This window comes from Mesorhizobium sp. NFR06 (genome assembly GCF_900115245.1).
Lineage (GTDB): Bacteria > Pseudomonadota > Alphaproteobacteria > Rhizobiales > Rhizobiaceae > Mesorhizobium.
This window is the reverse complement of sequence record NZ_FOVT01000001.1, coordinates 305,478-320,536: the sequence shown is the minus strand read 5'-3', so window position 1 is coordinate 320,536 and position 15,059 is coordinate 305,478. Positions and strand designations below refer to the sequence as shown.

15 protein-coding genes and 1 tRNA gene are annotated in these 15,059 nt (G+C 64.2%); 8 read left to right on the top strand and 8 right to left on the bottom strand.

What is annotated here, in order from left to right:
• Entirely contained in the window at positions 1-576 is a 576-nt protein-coding gene (locus F3H96_RS01515) for a MaoC family dehydratase (protein WP_149790166.1), read from the bottom strand.
• Positions 577-801: 225 nt separating this feature from the next.
• On the opposite strand from F3H96_RS01515, the gene F3H96_RS01510 reads away from it, so the two are divergent.
• Positions 802-1,890 (top strand): lactonase family protein, encoded by a 1,089-nt coding sequence (locus tag F3H96_RS01510; RefSeq protein WP_244619873.1) that lies wholly within the window; start codon positions 802-804, stop codon positions 1,888-1,890.
• 13 nt (positions 1,891-1,903) lie between these two features.
• On the opposite strand, the gene F3H96_RS01505 is transcribed toward F3H96_RS01510, so the two are convergent.
• The 3 genes from F3H96_RS01505 to F3H96_RS01495 all read right to left on the bottom strand — a co-directional run bounded on the left by F3H96_RS01505 (position 1,904) and on the right by F3H96_RS01495 (position 3,051).
• Complete coding sequence (locus tag F3H96_RS01505; protein WP_244619872.1) at positions 1,904-2,257, bottom strand: hypothetical protein; 354 nt, start codon at positions 2,255-2,257, stop codon at positions 1,904-1,906.
• A 141-nt stretch (positions 2,258-2,398) separates the two neighbouring features.
• Positions 2,399-2,474: transfer RNA gene (locus F3H96_RS01500), tRNA-Ala, on the bottom strand.
• A gap of 178 nt (positions 2,475-2,652) precedes the next feature.
• Positions 2,653-3,051 (bottom strand): TIGR02300 family protein, encoded by a 399-nt coding sequence (locus tag F3H96_RS01495; protein ID WP_149790165.1) that lies wholly within the window; start codon positions 3,049-3,051, stop codon positions 2,653-2,655.
• Positions 3,052-3,245: 194 nt separating this feature from the next.
• On the opposite strand from F3H96_RS01495, the gene aroA reads away from it, so the two are divergent.
• The 5 genes from aroA to F3H96_RS01465 all read left to right on the top strand — a co-directional run bounded on the left by aroA (position 3,246) and on the right by F3H96_RS01465 (position 8,853).
• Positions 3,246-4,604 (top strand): 3-phosphoshikimate 1-carboxyvinyltransferase, encoded by a 1,359-nt coding sequence (aroA, locus tag F3H96_RS01490; RefSeq protein WP_149790164.1) that lies wholly within the window; start codon positions 3,246-3,248, stop codon positions 4,602-4,604.
• A gap of 247 nt (positions 4,605-4,851) precedes the next feature.
• Positions 4,852-5,502 carry a (d)CMP kinase gene (gene cmk, locus F3H96_RS01480; protein ID WP_149790163.1) on the top strand — a complete coding sequence of 217 codons (651 nt, stop codon included), beginning with the start codon at positions 4,852-4,854 and terminating at the stop codon, positions 5,500-5,502.
• Between the two features lie 208 nt (positions 5,503-5,710).
• A complete protein-coding gene (rpsA, locus tag F3H96_RS01475; protein ID WP_149790162.1) occupies positions 5,711-7,408 on the top strand; it encodes a 30S ribosomal protein S1 in 1,698 nt (565 codons plus the stop codon).
• A gap of 215 nt (positions 7,409-7,623) precedes the next feature.
• Positions 7,624-8,439, top strand: a complete 816-nt coding sequence (locus tag F3H96_RS01470; protein WP_149790161.1) for an MOSC N-terminal beta barrel domain-containing protein — start codon at positions 7,624-7,626, stop codon at positions 8,437-8,439.
• A gap of 57 nt (positions 8,440-8,496) precedes the next feature.
• The gene (locus F3H96_RS01465) at positions 8,497-8,853 is read left to right on the top strand and encodes a hypothetical protein (RefSeq protein ID WP_149790160.1); all 357 of its coding nucleotides are present in this window, start codon (positions 8,497-8,499) and stop codon (positions 8,851-8,853) included.
• Positions 8,854-8,871: 18 nt separating this feature from the next.
• On the opposite strand, the gene F3H96_RS01460 is transcribed toward F3H96_RS01465, so the two are convergent.
• From F3H96_RS01460 to F3H96_RS01445, 4 genes are all read right to left on the bottom strand, one after another.
• Positions 8,872-9,579 (bottom strand): SDR family NAD(P)-dependent oxidoreductase, encoded by a 708-nt coding sequence (locus F3H96_RS01460; RefSeq protein ID WP_149790159.1) that lies wholly within the window; start codon positions 9,577-9,579, stop codon positions 8,872-8,874.
• Positions 9,580-9,821: 242 nt separating this feature from the next.
• Positions 9,822-11,402 carry a 5-guanidino-2-oxopentanoate decarboxylase gene (locus tag F3H96_RS01455; protein WP_149790158.1) on the bottom strand — a complete coding sequence of 527 codons (1,581 nt, stop codon included), beginning with the start codon at positions 11,400-11,402 and terminating at the stop codon, positions 9,822-9,824.
• Positions 11,403-11,600: 198 nt separating this feature from the next.
• The gene (locus F3H96_RS01450) at positions 11,601-12,272 is read right to left on the bottom strand and encodes a TetR family transcriptional regulator C-terminal domain-containing protein (protein WP_149790157.1); all 672 of its coding nucleotides are present in this window, start codon (positions 12,270-12,272) and stop codon (positions 11,601-11,603) included.
• Positions 12,242-13,114 (bottom strand): dimethylarginine dimethylaminohydrolase family protein, encoded by an 873-nt coding sequence (locus tag F3H96_RS01445; protein WP_149790156.1) that lies wholly within the window; start codon positions 13,112-13,114, stop codon positions 12,242-12,244. The genes F3H96_RS01450 and F3H96_RS01445 overlap by 31 nt, the downstream gene beginning before the upstream one ends.
• Before the next feature lie 211 nt (positions 13,115-13,325).
• On the opposite strand from F3H96_RS01445, the gene F3H96_RS01440 reads away from it, so the two are divergent.
• Both F3H96_RS01440 and F3H96_RS01435 read left to right on the top strand, forming a co-directional pair.
• On the top strand, positions 13,326-14,141 hold the full coding sequence (locus F3H96_RS01440; protein WP_149790155.1) for an ABC transporter ATP-binding protein: 816 nt from the start codon (positions 13,326-13,328) through the stop codon (positions 14,139-14,141).
• Positions 14,142-14,197: 56 nt separating this feature from the next.
• Complete coding sequence (locus tag F3H96_RS01435) at positions 14,198-14,992, top strand: transporter substrate-binding domain-containing protein (protein ID WP_149790154.1); 795 nt, start codon at positions 14,198-14,200, stop codon at positions 14,990-14,992.
• The last annotated feature ends 67 nt before the right edge of the window (positions 14,993-15,059 follow it).

Genomic DNA, 15,059 nt, shown 5'->3' with positions numbered 1-15,059 from the left:
TCACTTCTCGGTCTTGCCGACAAAGTCGGCCGGGTTCTTGTATTTCACCGTCTGCAGATGCTCGCAGTAGAGCACCAGCTCTCCTTCACCCTTGAAGACTTCGTAGCTGGCGCGGATCAGGCCCATGTCCTTGTAGCGCGGCTTTTTGTCGAGGTTGGTGCGGATGGAATAGATGGTGTCGCCGATGAAGACCGGCTTGATGAAGCGCAGCTTGTCGTAGCCATAGGAAAAGGCGTTGACGCAGTTGGTGGCGACGAGGCCGAGGCCGGCCGAAAACACGAACGCGCCCGCCACCAGCCGCCGGCCGAAGATGCCCTCCTTCTCGGCGAACATCTGGTCCTGCACGTAAGGGTGGATATCGAGCACCAGCGCATTGAACATATGGCTTTCGCCCTCGGCGATGGTGCGACGCAGGGAGCGGATTTTGTGGCCGACCTGCCAGTCCTCGTAAAACCAGTTTTCCGAATTCCAGACAGGGATGTCGGCATGCGCCTGCGGCATGTCGGCCGGATGCGTCGAGGCAATGCCGACCGTTGGGCCGACTGTTGGGCAGGCGGTCGGCGGGAAGGCGCTCATGCCTCGACCCGGAAGGTTCCGACGCGGCCTGCAAGGCAGGTCGGGGCACGAAGCCGGATGGCGAGACGCATGATCGCTTTTCTCCCGTCAGTTTTCTTTTGTGAATAATATTTTCACATATGAGATTGCCTTGCAAGCGATGATCGGCGAAATTTTCGACGGCCGGCACAGGCGGAGAAGCCCCGGGCATGGGAGGAATATCGATGCAAAGCGCCTGTCTGGTCTTTGTCGGCAGCCTCAACCGCGAGGCGCCCTATTTCCAAGGCGCACGGTGTCGGCCTCGGCGTCTACGCCTTCGACGAGGCGACGCTTGCCGTGCAAAAGCTTGCCGAGACCGGCGAGGTCGACAACCCGACCTTCCTGTCGGTGACGCCTGACGGCTCATTGATCTATGCCAATTCCGAAGTCTTCGCCTGGCGCGAGGGAACGGTCTCGGCCTATTGCTTCGGCCGCGCCACCAATTCACTCGCCTATATCAACAAGCAGGCTTCGCTTGGCAGCATCACCGCGCACAACACGATCACGCGCGACGGCGCCAAGCTTCTGGTGGCGAATTACGGCATGGGCAGCGGCGGACCCGACCAGGCGGTTGCGGTCTTCGGGCTCAGGAATGATGGCGGCCTGACCGCGTCGCTGGCCAGCGTCGCGCATTCCGGCACCGGTCCCAACGCCGATCGCCAGGAGCGGCCGCACGCGCATAGCGTCACCGAGACGATCCAAGGCGGCGTCGCCATCGTCGCCGATCTCGGCATCGACCAGCTGGTCTCCTACCGGATCGAACCGGACGGCGGCCTGGTGAAGCTCGCTTCCTCGGCGCTCGCGCCTGGCGCCGGCCTGCGTCACGTCGCGCTGCATCCGAATGGCCGCTTCGTCTTCGTCATGAACGAGCTCGACTCGACGGTCGTCTCGCTGGCGCTCGACCAAGCATCGGGCCGGCTCGAACCGATCGACACCAGGCCGGCGGTGCCCGAGCAGGCTCGCGCGCGCAATCACTGCGCCGACATCCAGATCTCGCCCGACGGCCGCTTCCTCTATGGCTCCAACCGCGGCCACGACAGCGTCGTCATCTTGGCTGTCGGTCAGCAATCGGGAAAGCTCGATCTGGTGGATTTCGCGCCCTGCGGCGGCGCCACGCCGCGCAACCTCGCGCTGAGTCCTTCGGGCCGGCATCTGTTTTCGGCCAATCAGAACGCCGACCGCATCTCGATCTTCGCCCGCGACGGCGCGACCGGCCGGTTGACCGACACCAGCCACGCCATCGAGATCGGAACGCCGATGTGCGTGCGGATCACCAAGGACCCGCTTCAATCTTAACTGCCAAGCTTGTTCACTGGCCGACCCGGGCGAACGAGCCTGTATAGGTCTGCCCGGCCAGCGCGTAGGTAACGCTGAGCGTCCCTTCCGACAGCATCGTGGCGGTGATGTCGGCGCCGTTCGGCAGGCGCCCGAGCTTCAACGTGTTGCCGGCAATCCGGCCGGAGCCGTCGGCGACGCCCGGCTTGTTGTCGGCCAGGTCGCCCCATGCATAGCTGGCCGTCACCTGCCCGCCCGGGGAAACCGTCAGCACGGCCAATTTGCCGTCATACATGCCATTGAGCTGCCCGGCCCATATGCCCGAGAATGCCGCATATCTGGCCGGAACGCCCTTGCCGGGAGGAACGACCGCGACGGCCTGGTCCAAGACCGCCGAGTTCGGCACGGCGGGAGCCGGAGCTGCGGCAGCGGCCAGGGCAGGTTGTTGCGGCGGAGGCGGTTCGTCGGAAGCCGACTGGCAAGCTGCAAGCGCTAATGCTGCAACGCCGAACATGGCCAGGAGACTGTTTGGTGGAGCCAATCGGAATCGAACCGACGACCTCTTGAATGCCATTCAAGCGCTCTCCCAACTGAGCTATGGCCCCACTCCCGGCAGTCGGCCGGCGCCGTTTCCGGCGAAGAGATCCGGCGCGGTCGGGAACCGCGCCGTCGTTTAGTGCTGGCGGCTTCTAGCGCCGCCTTCGGTCAAGATCAAGCCTTGGACAGCCGCTTTTTCGTCACAGGCCAAAATGGCCGGCAAACAAGCGCGCCAAAGACCAAAGGTCAGACCTCGTCCTCGTCGTCGCCGACGCCGATCATGTCGGCGACGTCGTCGTCCTCTTCCTCTTCATCGGCCAGGAAGGTGACGTCGTCATCGTCGCCGAGATCGACATCGTCCTCCTCCTCGTCGCCGAGATCGGGAAGATCGTCGGCGGGGCCCTTGGCCTCGTCATCGGCTTCTTCGAGCGAGACGACTTCGGCGCCCTCTTCTTCCTCGGCGTCGATTTCCTTGTCGGCGACGTCCTCGTCTTCCTCGACGGCGGAAATCTTGCCTTCGTCGAAATAGGAGCGCGGATAGCTCTTGCCGGTATAGGGCGAGACGATCGGGTCCTTGTTGAGATCGTAGAATTTCCGACCCGTCTCTGGGTCGACACGCTTGGTGCCAAGTTCAGCTTTTGCCACAGTAGGCCTCGTCGATAAAAGAGTGGTCCCCTTAACCGCAGTTTTGAGCGCTGTCAAAGCCAAAAGCCGGCATCATAAAAGCTTGCGTTCGAAGGGCCGCGCCAAGGGGATGACCATTGCAGCGCGCCGTGATACGAGACCGCGCACCATCACGAACGGAGCCGGGCAGCCGGCATTTTCATTTGGAAGACAAAATGTCTCATTCCGCCGCCGCTAAACCAGCCACGGCCCGCAAATCTCCCGCCCTTACGGGCACCGCGCGCGTGCCGGGCGACAAGTCGATCTCGCACCGCTCCTTCATGTTCGGCGGCCTGGCCTCCGGCGAAACGCGCATCACCGGCCTGCTCGAAGGCGAGGATGTGATGCGCACCGGCGCTGCCATGAAGGCTATGGGCGCCCATGTCGAAAAGAAGGGAGCCGAGTGGGTGATCCGCGGCACCGGCAACGGCGCGTTGCTGCAGCCCGAAGGCCCGCTCGACTTCGGCAATGCCGGCACCGGCTCACGGCTGACCATGGGCCTCGTCGGAACCTATGACATGGAGACGACCTTCATCGGCGATACCTCGCTTTCCGGCCGGCCGATGGGCCGCGTGCTCGACCCGCTGCGCCAGATGGGCGTGCAGGTGCTGAAGGCAGCGCCGGGAGACCGCATGCCGATCACGCTGCGCGGGCCAAAGCATACTGCGCCCATCACCTATCGGGTGCCGATGGCGTCGGCGCAGGTGAAGTCGGCGGTGCTGCTCGCCGGCCTCAACACGCCGGGCATCACCACCGTGATCGAACCGGTGATGACGCGCGACCATACCGAAAAGATGCTGAAGGGTTTCGGCGCCAATTTGACCGTCGAGACCGACGAGCGCGGCGTGCGCCATATCTTCATCGAAGGCCAGGGCAGGCTCACCGGGCAGACGATCGCCGTGCCCGGCGACCCGTCCTCCGCCGGTTTCCCGCTGGTCGCCGCGCTCATCGTGCCGGGCTCGGACATTACGATCGAAAACGTGCTGATGAACCCGACCCGCACCGGCCTGCTTCTGACGCTGCAGGAAATGGGCGGCCGCATCGACATCCTCAATCCGCGCAATGCCGGGGGCGAGGATGTGGCGGACCTGCGCGTGCGATATTCCGAACTGCAAGGCGTTACCGTGCCGCCGGAGCGGGCGCCGTCGATGATAGACGAATATCCGGTGCTGGCTGTCGCGGCGAGCTTCGCCGAGGGCGAGACGCTGATGCAAGGGCTGGAGGAACTGCGCGTCAAGGAATCCGACCGGCTGTCCGCGGTGGCCAACGGGCTGAAACTCAACGGCGTCGACTGCACCGAGGGCGAAGCCTCGCTCGCCGTGCGCGGCAAGCCGGGCGGCAAGGGGCTGGGCCAGCATCCCAATGGGCCGGGCACCATCGTCCAGACCCATCTCGACCATCGCATCGCCATGAGTTTCCTGGTGATGGGGCTGGCGACGGAAAAGCCGGTGACCATCGACGACCAGGCGATGATCGCGACGAGCTTTCCGGAGTTCATGGGGCTGATGACAGGGCTGGGCGCGGAGATCGAATGAAGGCGATGGGTACGGGCCGAACTGAAACGCTGGCGGGACAGCGCCCCCTTCTGTCCTGCCGGACATCTCCCCCACCAGGGGGGAGATCAGCTGTCATCGCGGCTTTCGCCAATCGCCAACGTTACGGAATTGAGCGGAGCGCCAAAACTGCCAATCTCCACCCTTGCGGGGGAGATGTCCGGCAGGACAGAGGGGGGCGCGACGGAACGCGGCGCTCGTCTCTTCTTCCGCTCGTGGCGACCCTCTCATGACCCACACCTTCACCATCGCCATCGACGGACCAGCGGGCGCCGGCAAGGGCACGCTGGCCCGCCGGCTCGCCGACCACTATCGGCTGAACCTGCTCGACACAGGCCTCACCTATCGCGCGGTCGCCCACAAGCTGCTCGAGCTCGGCCTGCCGCTCGACAATGTCTCGGCGGCCGAAACCGCGGCGCGGCAGGTCGACCTTTCCAACCTCGACCGCACCGTGCTGTCGGCGCATGCGGTGGGCGAGGCGGCCTCCAAGGTCGCGGTCATTCCCACGGTCCGGCGCATCCTGGTCGAAAAGCAGCGCGCCTTCGCCAAGGCGCCACCGGGCGCGGTACTCGACGGCCGCGACATCGGCACGGTCGTGTGTCCCGACGCCGACATCAAGCTCTATGTCACGGCAAGCGCCGAAGTGCGCGCCAAGCGCCGGCTGGCCGAGATCGAGAGCATGGGCGGCAGCGCCGACTTTGCCACGATCCTCGCCGATATCCAGCGCCGCGACGAGCGCGACATGGGCAGAGCCTCCTCGCCGCTGAAGCCGGCGGAAGACGCGCACTTGCTTGATACCAGCGAAATGGCTATAGAAGCCGCGTTTCTGGCGGCGATGGCGATCGTTGACGAGGCCCTTGCCAAGAGAAACAAGGCCTGATCCGGGTTTTTCTCCCGCGCTTGCGATTGCCGAACGCGGAAAAAATACCCATATCGGGCACGAACCAGCCTGCCAGCATTCTTCATGCGCCGGACTTGCCGCCTGAACAGCGGCCAAGGGCTCTTCAGCCCGGAACGCCGGCAGGCTCACGCAACGCTAACCCACGGCGCCCGCTCCGCTAGCCATGCGGGGCATTCCAGGAGAAACAATGTCAGTAGCTAATCCGTCTCGCGACGATTTCGCGAGCATGCTCGAAGAATCATTCACCGCCGGCCATTCCGGCGAGGGCCAGGTTGTCCGGGGCACGATCACCGCGATCGAAAAGGACATGGCCATCATCGATGTCGGCCTCAAGGTCGAAGGCCGCGTGCCGCTGAAGGAATTCGGCGCCAAGGGCAAGGAATCCTCCCTCAAGGTCGGCGACACCGTCGAGGTCTATGTCGAGCGCATCGAGAACGCGCTTGGCGAAGCCATGCTGTCGCGCGAGAAGGCCCGCCGCGAGGAGAGCTGGGTGCGCCTCGAAGAGAAGTTCACCAAGGGTGAGCGCGTCGAAGGCGTCATCTTCAACCAGGTCAAGGGCGGCTTCACCGTCGACCTCGACGGCGCCGTGGCGTTCCTGCCGCGCAGCCAGGTCGATATCCGTCCGATCCGCGACGTCACCCCGCTGATGCACAACCCGCAGCCCTTCGAGATCCTCAAGATGGATCGCCGTCGCGGCAACATCGTGGTGTCGCGCCGCACCGTGCTCGAGGAGAGCCGCGCCGAACAGCGTTCGGAAATCGTGCAGAACCTCGAGGAGGGCCAGGTGGTCGAAGGCGTGGTCAAGAACATCACCGACTACGGTGCGTTCGTCGACCTCGGCGGCATCGACGGCCTGCTGCACGTCACCGACATGGCATGGCGCCGCGTCAACCATCCGACCGAGATCCTCAACATCGGCCAGACGGTCAAGGTGCAGATCATTCGCATCAACCAGGAAACCCACCGCATCTCGCTCGGCATGAAGCAGCTCGAGAGCGATCCATGGTCGGATATCGGCACCAAGTTCCCGATCGGCAAGAAGATCAAGGGCACCGTCACCAACATCACCGACTACGGCGCGTTCGTCGAGCTGGAGCCGGGCATCGAGGGGCTCATCCACGTTTCGGAAATGTCGTGGACGAAGAAGAACGTGCATCCCGGCAAGATCCTGTCGACGACGCAGGAAGTCGACGTGGTGGTGCTCGAGGTCGATCCGGCCAAGCGCCGCATCTCGCTCGGCCTCAAGCAGACGCTGGAGAACCCGTGGGAGGCCTTCGCGCGCAGCCATCCGGTCGGCAGCCAGGTCGAGGGCGAGGTCAAGAACAAGACCGAGTTCGGCCTGTTCATCGGCTTGGAAGGCGACGTGGACGGCATGGTCCACCTTTCCGACCTCGACTGGACCCGTCCGGGCGAGCAGGTCATCGAAGAGTACAATCGCGGCGACATGGTCAAGGCGCAGGTGCTCGACGTCGACATCGAGAAGGAGCGCATCTCGCTCGGCATCAAGCAGCTGGCGCGTGACACGGTCGGCGAAGCCGCGAGCAGCGGCGAGCTGCGCAAGAACGCCGTCGTTACCTGCGAGGTCATCGGCGTGAAGGATGGCGGTCTGGACGTGCGGCTGGTCGACAGCGGCATCGAGACCTTCATCAAGCGTTCGGACCTTTCCCGCGACCGCGACGAGCAGCGCCCCGAGCGCTTCACCGTCGGCCAGAAGGTCGACGCCCGCGTCATCGCCTTCGACAAGAAGACCCGCAAGCTGCAGGTCTCGATCAAGGCGCTGGAAATCGCCGAGGAAAAGGAAGCGGTCGCCCAATACGGCTCGACCGACTCCGGCGCCTCGCTGGGCGATATCCTGGGCGCGGCGCTGAAGAAGCAAGGCAACTAAGCCCCGACCGCGCCTCGCGCGCGGCTGTCAACAAAAACCCGCGGGCTGCAAGGCTCGCGGGTTTTTTCATGCGCGGTGAGAGCCGAGCGGTTGGCACAAGACAAAGACGGTGCAACCCCTTCACCTGCGCCCTTGCGGCTGTAGGGTCGGGCGGGTGTCATCGTGGGCTATGACATGGGAAGTCACGCCCTTCGGGCAACAGAGAAGCATTGCGCATGAAGGTCGTCGAACTCTATCGCTATCCGGTCAAGAGCCTGCGCGGCCATGCCGTGCCGAGCGCTGACATCGAGACCATGGGCATGGCCGGGGACCGTCGCTGGATGGTCGTCGACAAGGACGGACAGTTCCTCACCATTCGCCAGATACCGGCAATGACGACAATCGACGTCGAGCATCGCGACACGGGCATCCTGCTGAAGCATGACAGGCATGGCTCGCACGCCGTCGAGGCTCCGGCTCCTGGTACTGCACTCCGCCAGGTCAAGATCTGGAAGGATATGGTTGCCGCGCGATCGGGCGATCCGGCCGCGGGCGCATATCTCTCGGCTATTCTTGGCCGGCCCGTCGACCTCGTCTATTTTGACGATCCGCGGAACCGGCCGGTCGACTCGGAATTCGGCCAACCTGGCGAATACGTCGGCTTTGCCGATGGTTTTCCGCTGCTGGTGGCCACGACTGGCTCGCTGGAGCATCTGAACAGCCATCTTGCCAGTCCCATCGAGATGGCGCGGTTTCGCCCTAACATCGTAATCGACGCAGAAGGCGCATGGCCCGAAGACAGCTGGAAGACGATCCGCATAGGCTCTGCCGAGTTGCGGATCGCAAAGCCCTGCGCGCGCTGTGTCATCACCACTCGCGATCCGCACAGCGGCGAGCAGCCGGACCCGCGCGGCCGTTGCAGACCCTTGGCAAACTCCATCGCTCGGCCAAGGGTGGCATCATCTTCGGCCAGAACGCGATTCCGAACAATGCCGGTACAATCGCCATCGGCGACGCGGTCGAGGTCATCGAGGCCGGCGTATCGAACCTGACATAGTCGCGGTTCTCCTAATGCTTTAGAAGCGTTGGCGGCCGCCAACGGCTGTAGAGTGACTGACGCCGGTAAAGGCCTCCATTGGAAGCCAAGCAATCAGAGGTCTTATGAACCGAATCGGTTTTGTCGCGGCATTCCTGCGGCCTGGCGCAGTGGCGGCATCGGCGGCGTTGCCGCCCAATTGGCAGCGGCAAGGCCGAGATCGACGCCGTTACCGACAGCGGCGATGTTGCGCCGCAGGCTGGAAGAGCATGGCCCCATCGACGCGATTGAGCATGCCGGAAACGACCACTACCGGGTGCGGGCCGACACCTGCACGCTCGATGTGTTTATCGTAGACGACTCAAGCGCAGAACAAATGCCGGGACGGCGCAGGTTCAAGCTGCAGATAGGCAAGCTCGGCTGCAAATGAGCCGCCTACAGCGCCTCCTCAGGCGCGTCCGTAAAGCGGTACCAGCGTTCCGCTCATTGCCAGATTGGCTGGTGATGCCAGATAGGCGATTGCTTCGGCAGCCGCTTCCAGGCTGACCCATTTGGTGACATCGGCATCCGGCATGTCGGCACGGTTGGCCGGGGTATCGAGTGTCGAGGGTGCGACAGCATTGACCAAAATGCCCTTGTGCTTCAGCTCTTCCGCCATCGCCACCGTCATTGCCGCGACGGCCGCCTTACTCGCGGCATAGGCAACCATGCCGGAACCGCGCCTGGGATCGAGCCCGGCGCGCGCGGTGACATTGACGATGCGGCCGGCCGTATCCGACGCCAGCATCGAGCGGACCGCGGCGCGGCTGCACAGGAAGGTGGTGCGGGCGTTGGTATCCATCATCTCGGCGAAGGAAGCCGGTTCGATCTTTTCGATCGGCGCCATCGTGAAGCCGCCGGCAAGGTGGATCGAGGCCCAGAGGTCGGGCACCTGGTGGTAAAAGGCCTCGACCTTGGCCGAATCCGACAGGTCGACATTGTGCGCCAGATGCACGCTGGCGTGGGCTGCGTATGGAAAATGCGGCGGCGCCGCCGCGTGGGCGTTTGGCACGTGGCAGATCGCGCCCTGTTCAAGCAACCTGCCGACAACCGCGCCGCCGAGCGCCCCAGTACCGCCCGTCACCACGACATGCCTGCCATTCAGCGTTTCCGTCATACTCCAACCGCTCCTGTCGTTTCTTATGATTATATCTCGGGTTATGCCGCCCCAGCTTGGAACGTCGCGCCTTTCGCGCTGTCACTCAATTGAAATATCGACATGGCTGGCGCAGCGTCTTTGCATGCGTCGGACAGGCGCGGCGACGCCTGGCCGCCGCGCCTGAGCCGGCCGGATCGTGAGGGTTGCCGGCACACGGCAACCCGTGCCCAACCCGGGGCTCGCACCAGTCGCTACGTCCTTCAGTCGACGGCGACCTCGATGACGCGCGGCTTGCCGGTGGCCCGGGCGCGCTTCAACGCCTCGGCCAGACCGCTAACTTGGGTCAGCCGCTCGGCCTCGATGCCATAGGCCTCGGCGAGCTTGCAGAAATCCGGCGGCGCCGGCGACACGCCGACCGGCTCGACGCCGACATCGAGCATCGAGGTCTCGATCTCGCGATAGCCGCGATTGTTCCAGACGACGAAGATGACAGGCGCCTCGGCATCGAGCGCGGCACCGATCTCCGGCAAGGTGAACTGGAAGCCGCCGTCGCCGGTGAGGCATACCACCGGCGCGTCGGGGACGGCAAGCGCCGCGCCGATCGCCGCCGGCGGCCCGTAGCCGAGCGCGCCGAAGCCGGTCGCGGCGTTGAACCAGCCGCCTGGACGGTCATGGTCGTAGTAGAGATTGGCGGCGTAGATCGGCTGTGTCGAATCGCCGACGATGATGGCGCCCGGCAAGGCGTCGCGAATGGTTTCCACCGCATTCACCTGCGCGGCATAGGCTGGGCTCAATTCGGCAAAAGCCGCCTTTCGCGCCGCAGCGGCGCGCGCTTCGCTTTGCTCGGCAGCGACGTGGGCGAGGCCAATCGCGCCGAGCAAGGCTTCGATCGCCTCCGCGCAATCGGCCTGGATGGCGACGCTCACCGGGCGGCGGGCGAGCTGGTCGGCGCCGATATCTATACGGATCAGATTGGCCGGCAGCACGAAGCCGCCATCGCTGTAGCCGTCATAGTCGGTCGGACCGAATTCGGTGCCGGCGGCGATGACCAGATCGGCGTCGGCCATCAGCGCACGCACGGCTTTCAGACTGGGGCTTGCGGGTACGCAAAGCGGATGCGCGTGCAGCAGGCCGCGCGCATTGGCGGTCTGGACGACGGGCGCGCCGAGTCGCTCGGCCAGGCGCTGCAATGGCTCATCGGAGCGCTTGGCACCGCCGCCAGCCAGGATTAGCGGCCGGCGCGCGGCTGCGATGAGCCCGGCGGCTTCGGCAATGGCCGCGCCATCCGGCGCCGGCGGCGCTGAATTGGTGAGCGAAGCAGTAATGCCGTCGGCCGGTTTGACCATAACGTCGGTCGGGATCTCGATATGGACCGGCCCCGGCCGCGCCGACGAAAACAGCGCGAAGGCGCGGGCGAGCGCGCCCGGCAGCTGCCCGGCCTCGGTGACACGCTCAGAAAACAGCGCAACCTTTTCCATCATGCCGCGCTGGTCGGGCAGTTCGTGCAGGAAGCCCAACCCCTTGCCCAGCGTATCGGTGGCATTGACGCCGGAGATCACCAGCATCGGCACCGAATCGGCGCGCGCCTGGCCCATCGCGGTGATGGTGTTGGTCAGTCCCGGCCCGGTGATGACGAAGGCGACGCCGGGCCGGCCGCCGGCGCGCGCATAGCCGTCGGCCATGAAGCCGGCGCCCTGCTCGTGGCGCGGCGTGACGTGGCGGATCTTCGACCGGGCCAGGCCGCGGTAGAGCTCGACCGTATGCACGCCGGGAATGCCGAAGACGGTGTCGACGCCATGCGCCTCGAGCAGTGTGATGAGCGCTTCGCCGAGCGTGGTCATTGGTGTTCTCCCCTTGGAGGAGATCACTGTTAACGGAAACAGTGATCCGCTCTATTTCTTTGTTTCTTACGCAATTCCGGACGGAAAACCGCTTCTCACTTTTCCTGGAATTGCTCGAGACCGTGATGGCGTTTGGTTGAATCGCCATCCCGGTCTACCATCTTTGATGGAGCATGATCTTTCTCCGAAAACCGGTTCCTACTTTTCGGGATCATGCTTCAGCGGCGCGAGGCCCAGTTCGGCCTCGACGGCCTTGATGCCAATCGCCGCCAATTCGCCGGGCGAGAACATCTCGCCGGCAAGGCAGCCTTCGATCCAGAGTCCGTCGATGATCGCATTGATCGCGATGGCATGGTGGCGCAGCTCACTTGGGTCCGGCTTGAGCCGTTCGGCGACGAGCACTTCGGCCACGACCGCCTCGACCTCGTTGCGAAAGCCAAGGTAGCCTTCGCGATGGGCGCGGGCGAGCGTTGGATCCGCATTGGCGCGGCCGAGGAAGGTTGCCCAGAGCGAAAACACTTGCGTGTCGATGATCGGCGCGTTGAGGTTGGCGGTGACGAAAGCCGCAAGGCGTTGGCGCGGCGTGGCATCTTCCATGACCAATGCCGCTTTCGCCTGCTCGGTCATTCGACCGACCAGCGCGGCATAGGCTTCCTGCAGCAATTCTTCCTTGCCGGGGAAATAGTGCCGGATCAGCCCGGCGGTGACGCCGGCACGCAAGGCGATGGTGCGCAAGGTGGCGCCCTGCAGGCCATATTGCGCCACGCTGTCCAAAGCAGCCTCGATCAGATCCTGCCGCCGCCGCTCCTCGCCCTCGCGGCGGAACTTGCGGCGCGCATTCATTGACGCAGGATCGGCCGCGTCAGGCATGTCGGCCCGCCTTCGCAAGCAATGCAGAGCGCGTCCGCCTCGAAAATTTCAACCGTACAGCCGGCGGCTTCCATCGCGGCTTTGGTCTTGGGAAAGCCTGCGACGGCGATGACCTTGTGCGGGCTGGTCGGCAGCACGTTGAGGCTGAGGCCGTTGGACGCGGCGAACTCCTCGGCGTCGCCTTCGACCAGCCGGATGCCGCGGGCCTTGAGCATCTGGTAGAAAGGCGCCGGCAAAAGCGGTGAATAGACGAGCGCGAGGTCGTCGGCCAGCGGGCTGATCACCGACATCAGATGCAGGCACGCCTCTTCGCCGTGCCACAACGGCAGATCAAAGCCGAAGACGGAAATGCCCAGCGGCGTCAGCAGGTTGGAAACCTGCTGAATGCCTTCCTGATTGGAGCGCACACCGCGCCCGATCGCCAGCGTGCGGGCATCCACCCACACACAATCGCCGCCTTCGACCTGCCCAGGAGCCTCGACGCGGCCGAGGATCGGAATGCCCAGTCTTTTGTAGGCTTCCTCGTGCAGCGAAGGTTCCCCGGCGCGCAACGGCTTGCCCATGGACAGGATCAGCGCGCCGCGGTCGGTCATCAGCGATGGGTCGTGGGTGAACACCGAATCCGAAAGTCCGTCGGCCCTGTCCTCGATCCATTCGATTTCGGCCCCGGAAGCCGCCACCAGATCGGCAAGGACGGCATGCTGCGAGGCAGCTTTCGCCGGGTTGAATTCCGGACCATAGTGCCAGGCAGCCCTATCGGCGTCGCGCATGGCATTGGTCGCCGACCGCATCAGCACGCGTCGCAGCGGCGCCGCCATGGACTGTGATCCGAAAGCGCTCATCGATGCCCTTTTAAGCTGAAAAAAACCGAGAAAATTTCATGAAAGGCTATTTATACACTTGCACAACAAGCCCGCAAGTGCCGTAATGAGCGGGATTGACGGGCTCGCGCTGCTGGGCCCATGCTGAAGTCAGGAGCGGGACAGTACAGCGTATGTTGATTAGCCGGATAGACGCTCCACGAACTGCGGTCGACCATACGGAGGCCACCCGTTGAGCGCGGTGGAAGCTGCCGCAGTCTCATCCGGCGAGGTGCAAAACGGCGCTGCTGAAGCCATCCATGTCGAGAACCTGCACAAGAAATTCGGCCAGCTGCATGTGCTGAAAGGCGTGTCGCTGTCGGCGCGCGACGGCGAGGTGATCGCCATCATCGGCGGTTCGGGCTCGGGCAAGTCGACGCTGCTGCGCTGCATCAACTGCCTGGAAAATCCGACCAGCGGCATCATCCGCGTCAACGGCGAGGAGATCAAGCTCCGGGCCGACAGCCATGGCCACACCGTTCCGGCCGACCGCAGGCAGATCGAGCGCATCCGTTCCAAGCTCGGCATGGTGTTCCAGAACTTCAACCTGTGGAGCCACATGACGCTGATCGAGAACGTCATCGAGGTTCCGGTGCATGTGCTTGGCGTCAAGCGCGACGTGGCGATCGCCCAGGCCGAGAAGCTGCTTGCCCGCGTCGGGCTGGCGGAGAAGCGCGACGTCTATCCGGCATTCCTGTCGGGCGGCCAGCAGCAGCGCGCAGCCATCGCCCGGGCGCTGGCGATCAATCCGCGCGTCATGCTGTTCGACGAGCCGACCTCGGCGCTCGACCCGGAATTGGTCGGCGAAGTGCTGAAAGTGATCGGCGACCTGGCGCGCGAGGGGCGCACCATGGTTCTGGTGACGCATGAGATGAAGTTTGCCCGCGAGGTCGCGACGCATGTCGTCTACCTCTACAACGGGCTGGTCGAGGAGGAAGGGCCGCCGGAGCGTCTGTTCGGCGCGCCCAGATCCGAAAGGCTCAAGCAATTCCTCCGCAATGTCGGCTAGGCCGGCATCAAGCGGAGCGAAGAAACCGGGAACAACAACAAACTGGGAGTTCTGACATGAAGACTGTTCTCAAGACATTCGCAGCCGCACTGCTCTTCGGCGTCGCCGCCATGGGCGCGGCCAAGGCCGATCCGGTCAAGATCGGCGTCGCCGCCGAACCCTATCCGCCCTTCACGTCGCCGGATGCTTCCGGCAAATGGGTTGGCTGGGAAATCGAATTCATCGATGCCGTCTGCGCGCAAGAGAAGCTCGACTGCGTGATCACACCTGTCGCCTGGGACGGCATCATTCCGGCGCTGACGACAAAGAAGATCGATCTCATCGTTTCCTCCATGTCGATCACCGACGAACGCAAGAAGACGATCGACTTCTCGGACAAGTATTACAACACGCCGACGGCGATCATCGGGCCGAAGGACCAGAAATTCGGCGCCACGCCAGACGACCTCAAGGGCAAGGTGGTCGGCGTCCAGGTGTCGACGGTGCATGCGGTCTACGCCAAGAAGCACTTCACCGGCGCGCAGGAGATCAAGGAATACCAGACCCAGGACGAAGCCAACAATGATCTCGCCGCCGGCCGTCTCGACGCGGTGCAGGCCGACTCCATCGCGCTTGGCGAATTCCTCAAGACCGACCAGGGCAAGGCCTGCTGCGACCTGAAGGGCATGGTGGCACCGGATGACGAGGTGCTGGGGCCAGGCGTCGGCGCCGGCGTGCGCAAGGAAGACACCGCGCTCAAGGAAAAGATCAACGACGGCATCAAGGCGATCCGCGCCAACGGCAAGTATGACGAGATCTCGAAGAAGTACTTCGATTTCGACATCTACGGCGGCGCCACGCAGTCGAACTGACGATATCGCACTGAGTGAGCGGCACGGCGCCAGCGCCGTGCCGCCTTTCCCAACCTTGCCACGCATG

Excerpts from the sequence above, each read along its gene's own strand:
- F3H96_RS01515 (WP_149790166.1), bottom strand. The coding sequence starts at position 576 with ATGAGCGCCTTCCCGCCGACCGCCTGCCCAACAGTCGGCCCAACGGTC.
- aroA (WP_149790164.1), top strand. The coding sequence starts at position 3,246 with ATGTCTCATTCCGCCGCCGCTAAACCAGCCACGGCCCGCAAATCTCCC.
- cmk (WP_149790163.1), top strand. The coding sequence starts at position 4,852 with ATGACCCACACCTTCACCATCGCCATCGACGGACCAGCGGGCGCCGGC.
- rpsA (WP_149790162.1), top strand. The coding sequence starts at position 5,711 with ATGTCAGTAGCTAATCCGTCTCGCGACGATTTCGCGAGCATGCTCGAA.
- F3H96_RS01470 (WP_149790161.1), top strand. The coding sequence starts at position 7,624 with ATGAAGGTCGTCGAACTCTATCGCTATCCGGTCAAGAGCCTGCGCGGC.
- F3H96_RS01460 (WP_149790159.1), bottom strand. The coding sequence starts at position 9,579 with ATGACGGAAACGCTGAATGGCAGGCATGTCGTGGTGACGGGCGGTACT.
- F3H96_RS01455 (WP_149790158.1), bottom strand. The coding sequence starts at position 11,402 with ATGACCACGCTCGGCGAAGCGCTCATCACACTGCTCGAGGCGCATGGC.
- F3H96_RS01450 (WP_149790157.1), bottom strand. The coding sequence starts at position 12,272 with ATGCCTGACGCGGCCGATCCTGCGTCAATGAATGCGCGCCGCAAGTTC.
- F3H96_RS01445 (WP_149790156.1), bottom strand. The coding sequence starts at position 13,114 with ATGAGCGCTTTCGGATCACAGTCCATGGCGGCGCCGCTGCGACGCGTG.
- F3H96_RS01435 (WP_149790154.1), top strand. The coding sequence starts at position 14,198 with ATGAAGACTGTTCTCAAGACATTCGCAGCCGCACTGCTCTTCGGCGTC.